This window comes from Pseudomonas sp. RIT-562 (assembly GCF_026241895.1).
Lineage (GTDB): Bacteria > Pseudomonadota > Gammaproteobacteria > Pseudomonadales > Pseudomonadaceae > Aquipseudomonas > Aquipseudomonas mandelii_F.
Genome location: NZ_JAPJIV010000007.1, coordinates 1 through 14,182 on the forward strand (window position 1 = coordinate 1; position 14,182 = coordinate 14,182).

The 14,182-nt window shown below is 58.2% G+C and carries 20 protein-coding genes; 13 read left to right on the plus strand and 7 right to left on the minus strand.

Annotated elements, in window-relative coordinates; all coding sequences use genetic code 11:
* The 4 genes from ORL50_RS10905 to ORL50_RS10920 form a co-directional block, all read left to right on the plus strand.
* The coding region (locus ORL50_RS10905) for a TPM domain-containing protein (protein WP_266013989.1) at window positions 1–608 on the plus strand (608 nt) is incomplete at its 5' end.
* Window positions 609–742: 134 nt separating this feature from the next.
* Window positions 743–1,042: a helix-turn-helix transcriptional regulator gene (locus tag ORL50_RS10910; RefSeq protein WP_266013993.1), complete on the plus strand. Its 300-nt coding sequence runs from the start codon at window positions 743–745 to the stop codon at window positions 1,040–1,042.
* Window positions 1,029–1,385, plus strand: coding sequence for a putative holin (locus tag ORL50_RS10915; RefSeq protein WP_266013997.1), 357 nt, complete (start codon window positions 1,029–1,031; stop codon window positions 1,383–1,385). Before ORL50_RS10910 ends, ORL50_RS10915 begins: the two co-directional genes overlap by 14 nt.
* A 14-nt stretch (window positions 1,386–1,399) precedes the next feature.
* Entirely contained in the window at window positions 1,400–1,663 is a 264-nt protein-coding gene (locus ORL50_RS10920; protein ID WP_266014000.1) for a phage holin family protein, read from the plus strand.
* Window positions 1,664–1,677: 14 nt separating this feature from the next.
* Here the strand turns inward: ORL50_RS10920 and ORL50_RS10925 are convergent, their stop codons facing one another.
* Complete coding sequence (locus tag ORL50_RS10925) at window positions 1,678–2,103, minus strand: helix-turn-helix domain-containing protein (protein ID WP_266014003.1); 426 nt, start codon at window positions 2,101–2,103, stop codon at window positions 1,678–1,680.
* A gap of 109 nt (window positions 2,104–2,212) precedes the next feature.
* On the opposite strand from ORL50_RS10925, the gene ORL50_RS10930 reads away from it, so the two are divergent.
* The 7 genes from ORL50_RS10930 (at window position 2,213) to ORL50_RS10960 (ending at window position 5,953) form a co-directional block, all read left to right on the plus strand.
* Complete coding sequence (locus ORL50_RS10930; protein ID WP_266014006.1) at window positions 2,213–2,407, plus strand: hypothetical protein; 195 nt, start codon at window positions 2,213–2,215, stop codon at window positions 2,405–2,407.
* Window positions 2,404–2,676, plus strand: a complete 273-nt coding sequence (locus ORL50_RS10935) for an Ogr/Delta-like zinc finger protein (protein ID WP_266014009.1) — start codon at window positions 2,404–2,406, stop codon at window positions 2,674–2,676. The genes ORL50_RS10930 and ORL50_RS10935 overlap by 4 nt, the downstream gene beginning before the upstream one ends.
* Window positions 2,673–3,035 carry a hypothetical protein gene (locus tag ORL50_RS10940; RefSeq protein WP_266014012.1) on the plus strand — a complete coding sequence of 121 codons (363 nt, stop codon included), beginning with the start codon at window positions 2,673–2,675 and terminating at the stop codon, window positions 3,033–3,035. The genes ORL50_RS10935 and ORL50_RS10940 overlap by 4 nt, the downstream gene beginning before the upstream one ends.
* A 129-nt stretch (window positions 3,036–3,164) precedes the next feature.
* The gene (locus ORL50_RS10945) at window positions 3,165–4,382 is read left to right on the plus strand and encodes a class I SAM-dependent methyltransferase (RefSeq protein WP_266014015.1); all 1,218 of its coding nucleotides are present in this window, start codon (window positions 3,165–3,167) and stop codon (window positions 4,380–4,382) included.
* Between the two features lie 153 nt (window positions 4,383–4,535).
* Window positions 4,536–5,117: a DJ-1/PfpI family protein gene (locus ORL50_RS10950; RefSeq protein ID WP_266014018.1), complete on the plus strand. Its 582-nt coding sequence runs from the start codon at window positions 4,536–4,538 to the stop codon at window positions 5,115–5,117.
* Between the two features lie 14 nt (window positions 5,118–5,131).
* Window positions 5,132–5,437 carry a ribbon-helix-helix domain-containing protein gene (locus ORL50_RS10955; RefSeq protein ID WP_266014021.1) on the plus strand — a complete coding sequence of 102 codons (306 nt, stop codon included), beginning with the start codon at window positions 5,132–5,134 and terminating at the stop codon, window positions 5,435–5,437.
* 171 nt (window positions 5,438–5,608) lie between these two features.
* Window positions 5,609–5,953, plus strand: coding sequence for a YegP family protein (locus ORL50_RS10960; RefSeq protein ID WP_266014024.1), 345 nt, complete (start codon window positions 5,609–5,611; stop codon window positions 5,951–5,953).
* A gap of 161 nt (window positions 5,954–6,114) precedes the next feature.
* Here the strand turns inward: ORL50_RS10960 and ORL50_RS10965 are convergent, their stop codons facing one another.
* Window positions 6,115–7,002, minus strand: coding sequence for a dihydrodipicolinate synthase family protein (locus ORL50_RS10965; RefSeq protein ID WP_266014026.1), 888 nt, complete (start codon window positions 7,000–7,002; stop codon window positions 6,115–6,117).
* A gap of 29 nt (window positions 7,003–7,031) precedes the next feature.
* The gene (locus ORL50_RS10970) at window positions 7,032–7,814 is read right to left on the minus strand and encodes an aldolase (protein WP_266014029.1); all 783 of its coding nucleotides are present in this window, start codon (window positions 7,812–7,814) and stop codon (window positions 7,032–7,034) included.
* A gap of 108 nt (window positions 7,815–7,922) precedes the next feature.
* On the opposite strand from ORL50_RS10970, the gene ORL50_RS10975 reads away from it, so the two are divergent.
* Complete coding sequence (locus tag ORL50_RS10975) at window positions 7,923–8,465, plus strand: helix-turn-helix domain-containing protein (RefSeq protein ID WP_266014032.1); 543 nt, start codon at window positions 7,923–7,925, stop codon at window positions 8,463–8,465.
* A gap of 86 nt (window positions 8,466–8,551) precedes the next feature.
* Here ORL50_RS10975 and ORL50_RS10980 read toward each other — a convergent pair whose 3' ends face one another.
* The gene (locus ORL50_RS10980) at window positions 8,552–9,571 is read right to left on the minus strand and encodes a DUF4917 family protein (protein WP_266014035.1); all 1,020 of its coding nucleotides are present in this window, start codon (window positions 9,569–9,571) and stop codon (window positions 8,552–8,554) included.
* Window positions 9,572–9,727: 156 nt separating this feature from the next.
* On the opposite strand from ORL50_RS10980, the gene yiaY reads away from it, so the two are divergent.
* Window positions 9,728–10,876 carry an L-threonine dehydrogenase gene (gene yiaY, locus ORL50_RS10985; RefSeq protein ID WP_266014038.1) on the plus strand — a complete coding sequence of 383 codons (1,149 nt, stop codon included), beginning with the start codon at window positions 9,728–9,730 and terminating at the stop codon, window positions 10,874–10,876.
* Here yiaY and ORL50_RS10990 read toward each other — a convergent pair.
* From ORL50_RS10990 to ORL50_RS11000, 3 genes are all read right to left on the minus strand, one after another.
* Entirely contained in the window at window positions 10,873–12,039 is a 1,167-nt protein-coding gene (locus ORL50_RS10990; RefSeq protein WP_266014041.1) for an MFS transporter, read from the minus strand. The genes yiaY and ORL50_RS10990 overlap by 4 nt on opposite strands.
* A gap of 15 nt (window positions 12,040–12,054) precedes the next feature.
* A complete protein-coding gene (locus tag ORL50_RS10995) occupies window positions 12,055–13,290 on the minus strand; it encodes an aminotransferase class I/II-fold pyridoxal phosphate-dependent enzyme (RefSeq protein WP_266014044.1) in 1,236 nt (411 codons plus the stop codon).
* A 355-nt stretch (window positions 13,291–13,645) separates the two neighbouring features.
* Window positions 13,646–14,134, minus strand: a complete 489-nt coding sequence (locus ORL50_RS11000; RefSeq protein WP_266014047.1) for a DMT family transporter — start codon at window positions 14,132–14,134, stop codon at window positions 13,646–13,648.
* Between the last annotated feature and the right edge of the window lie 48 nt (window positions 14,135–14,182).

The following is a 14,182-nucleotide window of genomic DNA, read 5'->3' on the forward strand; positions in this document are numbered from 1 at the left end:
TGAATGAACACGAACAGCGCAAGGTCGCCGAAGCAATCGCCCGGGTGGAGCGCGATACCGACGCCGAACTGGTCACCGTGCTTGCCGCTCGTGCTGACGACTATGCCTACATCCCGTTGCTGTGGGCCAGCCTGCTGGCGCTGGTCGTGCCGGGTGTCGTGCACTACCTGACCGGCTGGCTGACCATGCACAGCCTGTTGCTGGTGCAATGGGCCAGTTTCATCGTGTTGTGCCTGTTGTTTCGCATCCCGCGCGTCACCACTCACCTCGTCCCGCGGTCGGTGCGGCACTGGCGCGCCTCAAACCTGGCGCGCCGGCAGTTCCTCGAGCAAAACCTGCATCACACGGCAGGCAGCACCGGCATGCTGATTTTCGTCTGCGAAGCCGAGCGGTATGTGGAGATCCTGGTGGATGAAGGGATTTCCAGTCGCCTGGATGACAAGAATTGGGAGGCAATTGTCTCGGCCTTTACCCGGCAGGTGAAGCAGGGGCAGACATTGCAGGGGTTCGTGACCTGCGTCGAAGCCTGTGGCGAATTGCTCAAGGTGCACGTACCGGTGACCCACGCCAGGAACGAATTGCCCAATCGCCTGGTGGTATTGGGGTAGGTTTTAACCCCTTTGTTTGTATGTCGCAGCGCTACAAACGCTGCGCATTGTTCGAGTTTCGGCTTGTCTTCAACATCTCTCTCCAATAGCGAACGCCCCGTATCGGGTGTTCTGACCAGGAAGGAGTTCTTGTCATGTCAGCTCATCAACCGCTCACGCCTGTCTCGCAAGGGGCGCTCGGCACCGCCGCGCACCCGCCTGCCAAACTGACGGCCAAAGAGACACAAATCCTGCAATGGTGCTTCTACGGAAAGACTTCCTGGGAGATCGCCAAGATTCAGAATTGCTCGGTGTCCACGGTCAATTTTCACTTCACTAATATCCGCCGCAAATTTGCCGTGCATTCGCGCATGGCCGCTTTGTACAAGGCCATTGAAAGCGGCGTCATCATCGTTGCCAGGAGCAACCCTGGAGGCGCGCATGAGCATGGCTGATTCCACCTACAACAGCCTCGGCGGATTGCTGTTGGGACTGGGAATCGGCACGCTGCCCTTGATTGACGGCGAGGCGTTGTTCGGTGCGGCGCTCGGCGCCTGGCTGGTCACCACCACCCGCGTCAACTTCAAGGCGTGGCAGCGCCTTGGTTCTCTGCTGCTATCAGCCGGCGTCGGCTACCTGTTCACGCCTGTGGCGTTGCCGCTGGTTCCTTCGTTGACGGGTGGAGTTACGGCGTTTCTCTGCGCGCTGATCGTCATTCCTGTCAGCATCAAGCTCATGCAGTGGATCGATGGTGCCGGCATCGGCGAGATCATCCGACACCTGAGGGGGCGCGGCTGATGGGGAGTGTGTCGATGGTCCTGGTGTTCGCCACAGCCATTGCTCATTTGTTGAGCGCATTGTGGCTGGCGTGTCATCGGCGGGAGGAGGGGGGCAACTGGTGGCGCAACGGTCTGGTGAACAGTTTGTGCGGAGGCACGTTTTGCCTTGCCGGCATGGACATTCTCCTGACTGCAGCCTCGGTCAGCCCGTGGCACGCAGGACTCAGTATCCTCGCCTGTGTCCTGATTGCCCGCAGTCGCGGCAACATCATGCTGCTGTGGAGCGCCATGAAGTAGCGCCTCTGTTGTGCTTACCCGTGGTCCGATTGCTGCAATGCAGACAGGGTTGCGGACATTTGCTCCAGTTTGAGTTCAAGGTCTCGCAGGCGGCGCTTGTCTTCCAGCACGCTCTGCACAACCACTCGGTCCTCTTCCTTGAGCCGTCGCCACAAAGCCAGTACGGCATCTTCCTGCAGGGTTCGCTCTGGAGTGACGTCAACGCAATCGTCGGTTAATGGCCGCAACATTGGCCCTTCACCGAGCAGAAGCCAGTCCAGGGAAATGCCCTTGGTTTGGGCTAGTTCTACGCATATTGAGTATGGCGTGCTGTCTCGGCCTTTCCAACTGCTTAGGGTCTGAGGGCTGATCTTTAGCGCAGACGACAGGGCCGCGTCGGTGCGGGTGCCGGTGATCTGTTTCAGGCGCGCCAGAACGGCTTGGGATTTTTTGTTACGCAATTGGAGCCTCTGGCTTTTGACACATGCATTTCGAGTAATTAACGTATGCGTATTGAGTTGTTTTTATCTTGTGAGTAATCAGACTTCAACTATGAATCAGAAGAATACGATGTCGAAACTTCCTAATGGTATCAGGGTGATTTCCTACAAGCTTGGCTTGTACCCGCTGCGCGGCTGCGCGTCGCCCTTCCTTGCGTCTGGCAAACGTTTAACCCTTGACCACGGCAATGCGATCAATGCATCCGGCAGTATTGCTTTTGCTCAAGTTGATTACCACCAGCTGACTTCGGGGAGCCTCTCGTGAGTACCTATAAAATGGTCTGCCCGCATTGCCTGAGCCGAATGCGCATCCGTACCAGTGAGGGGCGGCATATTTTCCTGCGGGTCGCCTATTTGCAATGCACCTCGGAAGCCTGCGGATGGTCGGTTCGCGCGGAGTTCGAAATGACCCACGAACTGTCCCCCAGCGGAATGCCCAATCCGGCAGTGCGCCTGCCTTCTGCCGGGTCTGACTTGCGCAGTGCAGCCCGCCCCGTAGTAGCAGTCGAGCCGCCAGAGGAAATCGGCGAATGAGCATGGACGATGATTATTTCGAAATGAATAAGGATCTGCTGGACATTGCCGAGGCGTTTCTCGCTCGCCATGAAAGCCAGGCCTTGAAAGATGATCAGGTGCTTTTTTGTCGTGCCGTAAAACACCTGCAGGACCTGGACGTGCCCATGCACCAGGCGGAAAAACTGGTCAGTCATGCCTACGGAACACTCAAATCCTGCAACGATCGCCGCCGCCTGGACCTCGCTGCCAGCTCGGAAACCATCGCCGTGGTCACCGATCCGGCCAGTGGCCTGACATGGGCAGTGCCGGTAGGGCTGATCGTCAAATACGTCATCAATTCGCCGATCAATCGAAAAATGCGCCTGGTCGAACCCTGACACACGCGCCTGATCCCGGGTCCTGGCTGCGTTACCAGGACCTGTGGCAAATAACCCCGTGCCCAAAGTGACCATCCCCCTTAAAATACCGGCATTCCCTGTTTCGCTCCGCCCGAGGCCGTCTCTGCCATGTCCATTGTTGCCACCCCCGAAAGCCTTGCGCCGGATCACCACGCGCAGTTCATTGACCTGCTGCAGTCGAGCCTTGAACAGAATGCGTTCATCAAGCTGGTGCTGGCCAAGTACGTGGGTGACGAACCAGATCTGCAACGGCTGATCATCAAGCAGCTGACTGTGAAGGATCAGCCTTGCCTGTCCTTTGTTTACCGCTACAAGACTCGTGATATCACCAAGAACCTGGCGCTGGGGGAGGGCGTTGCCAGCATTGCCGCGTTGCTGCCAGGTTCGTTCAAGAATGCACACTTGCTGTCGTTGACTGATGAAGCCCAGCTCGAATACAGCAAAAAGGGCAAGAGTTCGCTGTTCAAGAGCAAGCCCCAGCAATTGCGCGAAGTGCCGTCCGCCGAACACAACCGCGAGAAAAACCGTTTCCTGGACCTGAGTCGACCGTTTCTGGCCGATCTCGGGGTCACCACTGCAAAGCACGAGCTCATCCCTGCGATGTCGCGCAAGTGGAAGCAGATCAACAAGTTCATCGAAGTGTTCAGCCACGCGCTGACGACCTCGCCACTGGCGGTGGACAAACCGATCAGGGTTGCCGATTTTGGCTCCGGCAAGGGCTACCTGACCTTTGCGATTCACGATTACCTGCGCAACACGCTCAAGGCCGAAGGCGAGGTCACGGGGGTCGAGTTGCGTGAAGACATGGTGACCCTGTGCAATGCTGCGGCGGCCAAGCTGGAGCATCCGGGGCTGGTGTTCAAGTGTGGTGATGTGCGCAGCGTGGCGCCGAGCGAACTGGACGTGATGATCGCGTTGCATGCCTGCGACATCGCCACCGATTATGCAATCCATACCGGCATCCGCTCCGGCGCATCGATCATCATGTGCTCGCCGTGCTGCCACAAACAGATCCGCTTGCAGATCCAGAGCCCTGCGCTGCTGAAGCCGATGCTGCAATATGGTTTGCACCTGGGGCAGCAGGCGGAAATGGTCACCGATAGCCTGCGTGCGCTGTTCCTCGAAGCCTGCGGTTATGAGACCAAGGTGTTCGAGTTCATTTCACTGGACCACACCAACAAGAACAAGATGATCCTCGCGGTCAAGCGTGCAGAGCCTGTGGATTCGGCGCAGTTGCTGCTGAAGATCCAGGAATTGAAGGCTTTTTATCAGGTCAGCGAGCATTGTCTGGAGACCTTGCTCCGGGCTGACGGGTATCTGAGCTAATCCCTGAAAGATCGTCCGATCCTTGGGCAGCTGGCGTCCACCCGTGGGAGCGGCCAGAGGCGGCGATCTTCTTGCGTAATACTTGGCTATTACCCACCCCCAAATATAAGGACTACCTTCAATACTCCCCAGTCCCACTCCAAGGATTCCCCCATGCCTGCCAAGAAAATCCTGCTGCTGGTCGGCGATTACGTCGAAGACTACGAAGTCATGGTGCCATTCCAGGCACTGCTGATGGTCGGCCACACGGTACACGCAGTGTGTCCAGACAAAACCGCCGGCCAGACCGTGCGCACGGCGATTCATGACTTCGAAGGCGACCAGACCTACAGTGAAAAACCCGGGCACCTGTTCGCCCTGAACTTCGATTTCGCCCAGGTCAGGGCACAAGACTACGACGCACTGGTCATTCCTGGCGGCCGTGCCCCGGAATATCTGCGCCTCAATGAACAGGTCCTGGAACTGGTGCGTGCGTTCGACCAGGCCGGCAAACCGATCGCTGCCGTGTGCCACGGTGCACAATTGCTGGCCGCCGCCGGTGTTCTTCAAGGTCGCGAGTGCAGCGCGTACCCGGCCTGCGCTCCGGAAGTGCGCCTGGCCGGCGGTACGTTCATCGATATCCCGGTGACGCAAGGGCACGTTCAAGGCAACTTGGCCACGGCGCCTGCCTGGCCCGCGCACCCGAGTTGGTTGGCGGGATTCCTCGGGTTGCTCGGCACTAAAATCACGCTGTAACGAGGGAAGTTCCCATGTGCGAGCTTTACGTCAAAGCCGATCCGATTCTCTACGAGTCGCGCTCCCGCTCGTTGCGCATCTGCGGGGTGGTGACCACGCTGCGCCTGGAAAACCAGTTCTGGGACATCCTCGGCGAAATCGCCGAAGCCGATGGCATGACCACCAACCAGTTGATCACCAAGCTGTATGAAGAGGTGATGGACTATCGCGGCGAGGTGGTCAACTTTGCTTCGTTTCTACGGGTGAGTTGTACGCGGTATCTGAGTCAGCGTAGGGTGTCGGCGCCTGGGTTGTCGGTGGTGCGCGCGGTGGCGAAGTAGCGCAGACCGAGTCGCCGCCATCGCGGGCAAGCCTTGCTCCCACAGTAGTGGTGCGCAGTTCCAACTGTGGGAGCAAAGCTTGCCCGCGATGAGGTCTGCACAGGCGACAAAGATCCACTGCTGGTCTTTACTCTGAAGCGCGAAACCTTTCAATCGCCCAGGAGAACCAGCATGTCCGGATGGTACGAAGTGAGCAAGAGCAGCAGCGGTCAGTTCCGATTTGTCCTGAAGGCCGCCAATGCCGAAACCATTCTGACCAGCGAGCTGTACACCACCCGCGCCGCAGCCGACAAGGGCATTGCGGCGGTGCAGAGCAACAGCCCGCTGGACGAACGCTACGAAAGGAAAACCACCAAGGACGGTCATCCTTACTTCAACCTCAAGGCCGGCAATCATGAGGTCATTGGCAGCAGCGAAGCCTACGCCAATGCTTCTGCGCTGGAAAAAGGCATCGCCAGTGTCAAGGCGAACGGGCCGACTACGGTGATCAAGGACAAGACTTTGCTGGTGCTCTGATCAACTCCAACACAACCCCGCCCCATTGTAGGAGTGAGCCTGCTCCGGGCGGCGTTCCGACGATGAGGGACTGACAGTCACCGTTAATGGTGGATGTTATGCCCTTATCGTCGGAACGCCGCCCTGAGCAGGCTCACTCCTACTGCGGGGTGTTTGTTAGTTCAGCGCAGTACCTTCAGCAAATCCTGCAACTGGCTGACACCCGCATCACCCAGCGCAAACACCGGCAACCGCGGGTCACCCACTTCCAGCCCGGTCGCGCGTAATCCCGCCTTGATCGTCGCCGGCAAGCCGCCTTTGAGAATGAAGTCCAGCAGCGGCAACTGGCGATAGAACAGCTCGCGCGCCTTGCCCAGGTCGTTGGCCAAAACGGCCTCATATAAATCCAGGTTGAGCTGTGGAATAAGATTTGGCGCCGCCGTGCACCAGCCTTTGGCTCCCGCCGCAAAAGCTTCGAGTGCCAGCGGATTGCATCCGTTGTAGAACGGCACCTGCCCCTCGCCGAGCACTTGCAGGCGGTGCATGCGCTGGATATCGCCGGTGCTCTCCTTGACCATGGTCACGTTGTCCACGGAGTTGAAGATTCGCAGGATCAGCTCCACCGACATGTCAGTGCCGCTGGTGGCCGGATTGTTGTAGAGCATGATCGGCACGCCGACGCTTTCGCCGATAGCGCGATAGTGGGCAAGGATTTCCGCTTCGCTGAGCTTCCAGTAGGACGCCGGCAATACCATCACCACGTCAGCACCCTGGGCTTCGGCGAAGCGCGCACGTCGCACGGCCTTGGCGGTGGTCAGATCGGACACGCTGACGACGGTGGGCACGCGTCTGGCGACGTGCTTGATGCTGAATTCGCTGACTTGGTCCCACTCGGCGTCGCTCAGGTAAGCACCTTCGCCAGTGCTGCCCAGTGGGGCGATCGCGTGCACGCCTGAGTCAATCAGGCGATCGATGGAACGCCCCAGAGCGTCGAGGTCAACGCCTTCGCCATTGGCGGTAAAAGGAGTGATGGTGTAGCCGATGATGCCGTGAATGGTTGGGGTCGACATGTTGTGTCTCCGTAATGAGTTGAAGGCGGTCAGTTCAGGCAATCAGCGTGCTGGCGCAGGTTTTGCCGGGCGTAATAATTGAAAGCGGCGGCATGGCGTTTGGGTCTGGCGATCCAGTCGTGGGCTTCACGGCCCAGTTCCGGCAGGATCGGCTTGATGGTCCCGGCGCTCATCGCCAGCAACTGCAGCTTCGCCGCGCGTTCGATCAGTTGGGCGATGACACAGGCTTGCTCGATAGTCGTCCCGGTGGACAACTGACCATGATGGGAAAGCAGGATCGCCCGCTTGTCGCCCAAAGCACCGGCGATCAATTCACCCTCTTCGTTACCGACCGGCACGCCCGGCCAGCCTTCGAGAAATGCGCAGTCGTCGTAAAGCGGGCAGAGGTCCATGTGGGAGATCTGCAGCGGAACCTCCAGCATCGACAGCGCCGCGACGTGGGTCGGATGCGTGTGGATGATGCAGTTCACGTCGGGTCGGGCGCGATACACCCAGCTGTGGAAACGGTTGGCCGGGTTGGGCATGCCGTGGCCTTCCAGCACCTCAAGGTCTTCGTTGACCAGCAGCAGATTGCTCGCGGTGATTTCGTCGAAGCCAAGACCCAGCTGTTGAGTGTAGTAAGTGCCTGGGGTCGGGCCGCGCGAGGTGATTTGCCCGGCCAGACCTGAATCGTGACCGTTCTCGAACAGAATTCGGCAGGTGAGGGCCAGCTTTTGCCGGTCGGTCCACGTATTATCTGCCAGGGTATTTTGCATCTGGGTCAGCGCCTGCCTGACCAGTTGCTCCTTGGGTACTGCTAATGTCTTGGCCATGAGTGTGTCCTCGGTCGGTTCATTCAAATGACACTAAAGATGCTATATGACACTTTGTGTCATTGGCAAGGACAAATCGTTGCCTCCTTGATGGATTAACCGCTGCGCATGTCTATCCGATTGAAATTACTAAGAAAGAAACTTGGGGTGACCTTGGAGTCGCTGGCGGAGAAATCCGGCATGACCAAGAGTTACCTGTCGAAAGTCGAACGCGGGTTGAATACGCCGTCGATTGCCGCTGCGCTGAAATTGGCCAAGGCGCTGAACGTGAAGGTCGAGGAGCTGTTCTCGGAGGACAATGTCAGCCTCGACAGCTACAGCCTGGTGCGCTGCAACGAGCGCCAATCCCTGGCTGCCAACGACCAGAGTCCGGGTTACGCGGTGCTGGCCCATCAAGTCAGCGAGCGCAACCTGCTGCCGTTCATCATCTATCCGCCGACGGAGTTCGTGGACAAAGCGTTCAAGGAGCACACGGGGGAAGAGTTTCTATTTGTCCATGAAGGCCGGGTGGAAGTGGATTTCATGAATGAGCGAGTGCTGCTCGAGCGCGGCGATGCGCTGCACTTCAACTCGCAGAAACCGCACCGGATCCGCTCGGTTGGCGAGGTTCAGGCGCAGTTGCTGGTGGTGGTGCATAGCGCGGACGAGTGAGGCAGCCATGCTGACGCCGTCGCGAGCAGGCTCACTCCCACATGGGAATGCATTCCTTGCTCGAGATAGCGTCAGTCGAGTCGTCGCTAAACCTCGACCGGCACTGTCAGCTTCGAACTACCCAACGCATGAGTCTTCGAATCAAAAAACCGCAACTGCGATCCAGTCCCCTCGAACACTTTTGCGTAGTGGCGCTTCTGATGCTGGATGAACGCCTTGCTGCGCGGATAGATAGAGATCGCCACCACCTTCGGTCGGGCCTGGCGCAGCGCCTGGATGATGTGCGCGTCCTGCTCGCCCAAGGCATGGCCAAATATGCACAAACCCTCGCCGTGCCCCAGTAGCTGGTCATAGCAGAACGACAGGTAATCCGAACTGCGGATGGTCCTGAGCTTGTCCTGGGACTGCCCCTCGTTGACGAACAGCGGCACATCATCAAGGGTCTTGATGGTGTTGTTGATGGCAAAACTGCCCAGCAACGTGCCCTCGGTCGTCATCAACTTGCGCGCGGTTCCGTCCTGGTTGCGCACCAGGTGCAGGCCGCCGTGCAGGTACAGCAAACGGGTTTTGTCCGCCGCCGTGGCGCTCAGGTCAAAGCGCGGCTCGGCGCCCTGGAACAGGTCGCTGATCGATTCGGGTTGGTGCTGGATCGCCCAGTGGTTGAGCAGATCGTAGTTAGTGGTGAACACCGTCCGATAGCGGCCGAGCTCCTCACTGATCGCCGCCAGTGTCGCCGGCACGACCAGGCGCCAGGGAATGTGCACCGCATGCACGGTGTTGATCAGCGCTTCCTTGATCGCGTAATAACGATTGCGCGGAGCAGCGGAGCTGACCGCCAGGGCCTTGTTTACCCGGCTGGTGGTTTTCAGCGCGCTGAGTACCTGTTCGAAACTGCGGGTCTGCAGCGCCTCGAAAACGCTCAGCTCGGATTGGCTCAAGGGTTTTTCTTCGACGGTGCGGGCATTTTCAAACAGCGAGTCGTAGCCGAAATCGTCCCACACGGCGCGACTGGCGCCATTGCCTACCAGCAGGCCATCCAGCGTAGTGGCGGCGCGCAAGGCATTCCAGTCTTCAAGTTGGGCATCAACATCCTGGAAATCGGTCATTGCGGTGAAAGTCTCGAAGCGAAAGGTCGGATGGGCGGCGACTTTATCATGCTCCGACGTTGAGCTAGATCAAGTTAACGCATCGCCGATGGGTCGATCCTGTGGGTATCCGCTGGATCGGCATCGCCGGTTCGGCCCCTGTCAGGAGATTTGCTCATGAGCAGCACATTTTTTATCCCCGCGGTGAACATCATGGGCATTGGCTGCCTCGACGAAGCCATGGTCGCGATCGGCAAGTACGGGTTTCGCAAGGCGCTGATCGTCACCGATACCGGGTTGGCCAAGGCGGGCGTCGCCGGCATGATCGCCGGGAAGCTGGCGCAGCTGGACATCGAGTCGGTGATTTTCGACGGAGCCAAACCGAACCCGAGCATTGCCAACGTCGAGCTTGGCCTGGGCCTGCTCAAGGAAAGCCAGTGCGATTTTGTGGTGTCACTGGGTGGCGGCTCGCCCCACGACTGCGCCAAGGGCATCGCCCTGTGCGCCACCAACGGCGGGCAGATTCGCGACTACGAAGGCGTTGATCAATCCAGCCAGCCGCAACTGCCGCTGATCGCCATCAACACCACCGCCGGCACCGCCAGCGAGATGACCCGTTTCTGCATCATCACCGATGAATCGCGGCACGTGAAAATGGCCATCGTCGACCGCAACGTTACACCGCTGCTGTCAGTCAACGATCCCGCACTGATGGTCGCGATGCCCAAGAGCCTGACCGCCGCCACCGGCATGGACGCGCTGACGCACGCCATCGAAGCCTACGTGTCGACCGCCGCCAACCCGATCACCGATGCCTGCGCGCTGAAAGCCGTCACCCTGATCAGCAACAACCTGCGTCTGGCCGTGCGCGACGGCAACGATCTGGCTGCCCGGGAAAACATGGCTTACGCGCAGTTCCTCGCGGGCATGGCGTTCAACAATGCGTCCCTGGGATTCGTCCACGCGATGGCGCACCAGTTGGGTGGCTTTTACGACTTGCCCCATGGCGTGTGCAACGCCGTACTGCTGCCCCACGTGCAGAGCTTCAACGCGTTGGTCTGCGCCGGCCGCCTTACCGACGTGGCCCACGCCATGGGCGCCGACATCCGTGGCTTCAGCCCGGAAGAGGGCGCCCAGGCCGCCATCACCGCGATTCGTGCCCTGGCCCATGACGTCGAGATCCCCGCCGGCCTGCGCGACCTGGGTGCCAAACTCAGCGACATCCCGATCCTGGCCACCAATGCCTTGAAAGATGCCTGCGGCCTGACCAACCCAAGAGCGGCGGACCAGCGCCAGATCGAAGAGATATTCCGCAGCGCCTTTTAAGCTGCCTTGCGCCCGGGTGCGAGGAATACGCAGAGCATCGCACCCATGGCCAACAAGGTGCATAACAGCGATAAAGGCCATGCGTGCGGGCTCGCGATCAGGCTGGCGATGCCGCCAATGGCAGCCGCCATCAGCTGATGAATGAAGCCGCTCAACGCCATCGCGTAAGCACCGCCGACCGGCGAGCCGTCGTTGGCCAGCGCCAGACTGATTGGGTAGTTCAACGACTGACCAAACACGGCAACGCAGTAAGGTATCCAGAACAGCAGCGCGATTGAACTGCCGGCGATGCTGCCCAGCAACATCACCGCGCTACCTGCCAGTGCCAGCCCTACGCCAACGGTCATCAGTCGCCGCTGACCCGTACGCAACACCAGAGTATTGACGGCCAATGCGCCGAGGAAATACGCCGCACTGATCGGCCACCCCAACAGCCCATATTCAACGGCTGACCAGTTGAACGGTCCCTGGAGAATCAGCGGGGCGCCAGTGTTGAACGCAATGATGACCCCATAACCGAGCCCACCGGCGAGAGCCGGGAGCAGGAAGGCTCGATGTCGCAGAATTTGCCAGTAGCTCGGCCAGGCGGACGCGCGAATGTTGTCCTCGGCGCGTGCAGGGAACGCGACTTGCGCCACGACCAGCGCCTGTACCAGGCTGACAGAACCCAGCACGTAGAAAATTGCCGACCAGCCTGCCGCTGCCTGGATCACCGACCCCAGGTACTGCCCGATACCCAACGCCACCACGAAGGAGATCGACAGCCAGGACAACGCCTTGGCCAGCAAGTCACCCTTGAAGCTGTCACGAATCAACACCCGGGCCATGACCGAAATGCCGCTGGCGCCAATGCCCTGTACCAGGCGCAAAAGCAGAAAGGATTCGAGTGTCTGGCTCAGGGGCAATGCAAGGTTGCCCAACCCGTAAATTCCCAGCGCCGCCAGCAGCACCGGCTTGCGACCAAAGCGCTGACCCAGGCTGCCCCAGAACAACATTGGCAGCGCCATACCGATCAGGTACACCGCCAATCCCCAGGACACCTGCGACACCTGCGCAGACAGAGCCCCGGCAATCTCCGGCAACGCGGGCAGGTAAATGCTCATGCCCAACTGCGCGAGGAACACCGTGGTACAGGTGACGAGAAGGGTGGTGCTGCTTTTCATCTAGCGTCCTTGTATTCAATGGCCCGCATTAACAATGTATTCGCTTAGCAACATGGTCACGAGATCACAAAAGCTGTGGACTAGTGCAGGTTCCATGTCGGCTCGCAAGGTGATTCTGACGGCTGCACAGCCTTGTGCGACCACCGGAAAAAATACCGCTGACGTAAAAAAACCGCGATCGGCCAGATCAATGGTAATTTTGTTCGCGAGAGATGCCTCACCGCAGTGGATCAGCCGAATTGCCATGCTACTGCCATGTTGTTCGGTTCGAATCATGCTATCGAAAAGTTGGATGTTGATTTGGAGTTTTTGTTGTAAGAAAGCTAATTCTGGAGTTTTGTGTAGTTTGATCGACGCTCGCCCTGCGCCTATAGCTGCACTATTCAGGCTTTGTGACCAGTTGCTCGGCCCGCCATAGCGTTGAATCAGCTTTTTGTGACGTTGATTTCCCAGCATCACAAGCCCCCCGCTTGCACCAAATGATTTTGCGAGTGACGCGACAATGATGCAGTTATCTTCAAGTGAATTTATCTGAGGGCGTACGAGCCCAGCGCCTGACTTGCCGATGGCAGTAAGCGCGTGGGAGTCGTCGAGATAAAGAAATAAACCATAGCGATCCCTTAAATATACAAGACCAGCCAAGTCTGCGACTCCGCCCATACTGTAGGCACCGTCAGCGATATATGCTACTGAGCTGTTCTTTCGGCACTGCAGCTCCAAAAAATCCATGTCGTTATGGGGGGATGTAATAACTACCGTTTCGTCAGCGCACGCTGCTTTTAAATGATTCATCGAGTAGTGTGCTGACCGGTCAAACACCATCGCCGGGGGACGGTTTCCGGTAAAAACTCCGCTTGCCAACAATGGCAAAATCCCAGCGCTTGCCGCACTGCATGATAAGGCGCTAAGGCATGTTGCGTCGAGTAACTCAGATAGTTCGAGTTCATATTGTTCCAGTATTCCAAGTTTGCAGCGGTTTTTTGAGTTTGCGACTCTCAAAGTTCCAATTTCTTTCAGAGTATCCATGGCGCCTTTGATAATTTCAGGATGATGGTCCAAGCCTAAGTACGATGTTGTGCAGAAGTGATGAAGAACACGACCGTGTTGGTCTACCAACTGATTGATACCCTTGATGTCGACATTTAAATCAGCGATTTTTCCCGCTTCGGCAGTCTCCCAATCGTGATCAGCTATCGAGATAAGTTTGCGGTAGTTGGTATAAGTGTTTGCAGTTTGTGGGGTCGTATCCATTTTTCTATTCATACCTGTGCAATTGGCCGTTGTCGATCGCCTTGAACTGTACAGGGGACGTAATCTGCCTAAAATAGGCCGATTCCGATAAAATTGAGTGTTACAAGAGTTTTGGTTGTAGGACGATTCCCATTGATGTTGAGGGTTACACCGGTGGACCTACTAGGCGCTGTCCGACCCCCATCTAAGATATTGTCCCCCCGTCACATGTTAAAGCGAGATAGCTTACAGTGAGCCCAAACTGTGATGCTGGGATCCTAAATAAACGCGGCGTCTGAAGTCCTTTGTCCAAACGCCGCCCAGAGCAAGCTCGGCTCATAATGAAGAAAGCATCTGCGGCGGCCGCAAATGCCCCTCAATCCACCGTCACCAACGCTTTCGCCGGCATACTGCTGAACTGAATCAACACCACCCCGGCAATCAGCAACACGGCCCCCAACACCCGCGGCAGTGTCATGTGCCGCTCCACCAAACCGAACCAGCCGAAGTGATCCAGCACCAGCGAAGCCACCACCTGACCTGCCAATGCCAAGGCAATAAACCCCGAGGCGCCTAGCTTGGGCAGCAGCATCAGTGCCAATGAAATAAAACACACCCCAAACGCTCCACCGGCCCACATCCACAGCGGCGCCCTGGCGATGAAGGCCAGCGACGGCAGGGGCAAGCGCAGCGCCAGGATAATTGGCAGCAACACCAGCACACTCACCAGCAAGGAGGCCAGGGTCGCCCATAACGGATGCCCCAAGCCGCGGGTGAGGTTGGCGTTGATCGCACTCTGGAAAGGCACCACCGCCCCGGCTATCACGGCCAGCAGCAACAGGCCGGCCCAATGCAACGTACTCATGAACATTCTCCAACAGGTTTTGCTGGACTCTAGAGTATTCGTCGCGCA

Excerpts from the sequence above, each read along its gene's own strand:
- ORL50_RS10920 (WP_266014000.1), top strand. The coding sequence starts at position 1,400 with ATGGTCCTGGTGTTCGCCACAGCCATTGCTCATTTGTTGAGCGCATTG.
- ORL50_RS10930 (WP_266014006.1), top strand. The coding sequence starts at position 2,213 with ATGTCGAAACTTCCTAATGGTATCAGGGTGATTTCCTACAAGCTTGGC.
- ORL50_RS11000 (WP_266014047.1), bottom strand. The coding sequence starts at position 14,134 with ATGAGTACGTTGCATTGGGCCGGCCTGTTGCTGCTGGCCGTGATAGCC.
- ORL50_RS10990 (WP_266014041.1), bottom strand. The coding sequence starts at position 12,039 with ATGAAAAGCAGCACCACCCTTCTCGTCACCTGTACCACGGTGTTCCTC.
- ORL50_RS10945 (WP_266014015.1), top strand. The coding sequence starts at position 3,165 with ATGTCCATTGTTGCCACCCCCGAAAGCCTTGCGCCGGATCACCACGCG.
- ORL50_RS10940 (WP_266014012.1), top strand. The coding sequence starts at position 2,673 with ATGAGCATGGACGATGATTATTTCGAAATGAATAAGGATCTGCTGGAC.
- ORL50_RS10915 (WP_266013997.1), top strand. The coding sequence starts at position 1,029 with ATGAGCATGGCTGATTCCACCTACAACAGCCTCGGCGGATTGCTGTTG.
- ORL50_RS10955 (WP_266014021.1), top strand. The coding sequence starts at position 5,132 with ATGTGCGAGCTTTACGTCAAAGCCGATCCGATTCTCTACGAGTCGCGC.
- ORL50_RS10975 (WP_266014032.1), top strand. The coding sequence starts at position 7,923 with ATGTCTATCCGATTGAAATTACTAAGAAAGAAACTTGGGGTGACCTTG.
- yiaY (WP_266014038.1), top strand. The coding sequence starts at position 9,728 with ATGAGCAGCACATTTTTTATCCCCGCGGTGAACATCATGGGCATTGGC.
- ORL50_RS10960 (WP_266014024.1), top strand. The coding sequence starts at position 5,609 with ATGTCCGGATGGTACGAAGTGAGCAAGAGCAGCAGCGGTCAGTTCCGA.
- ORL50_RS10910 (WP_266013993.1), top strand. The coding sequence starts at position 743 with ATGTCAGCTCATCAACCGCTCACGCCTGTCTCGCAAGGGGCGCTCGGC.
- ORL50_RS10995 (WP_266014044.1), bottom strand. The coding sequence starts at position 13,290 with ATGGATACGACCCCACAAACTGCAAACACTTATACCAACTACCGCAAA.
- ORL50_RS10965 (WP_266014026.1), bottom strand. The coding sequence starts at position 7,002 with ATGTCGACCCCAACCATTCACGGCATCATCGGCTACACCATCACTCCT.
- ORL50_RS10950 (WP_266014018.1), top strand. The coding sequence starts at position 4,536 with ATGCCTGCCAAGAAAATCCTGCTGCTGGTCGGCGATTACGTCGAAGAC.
- ORL50_RS10970 (WP_266014029.1), bottom strand. The coding sequence starts at position 7,814 with ATGGCCAAGACATTAGCAGTACCCAAGGAGCAACTGGTCAGGCAGGCG.
- ORL50_RS10980 (WP_266014035.1), bottom strand. The coding sequence starts at position 9,571 with ATGACCGATTTCCAGGATGTTGATGCCCAACTTGAAGACTGGAATGCC.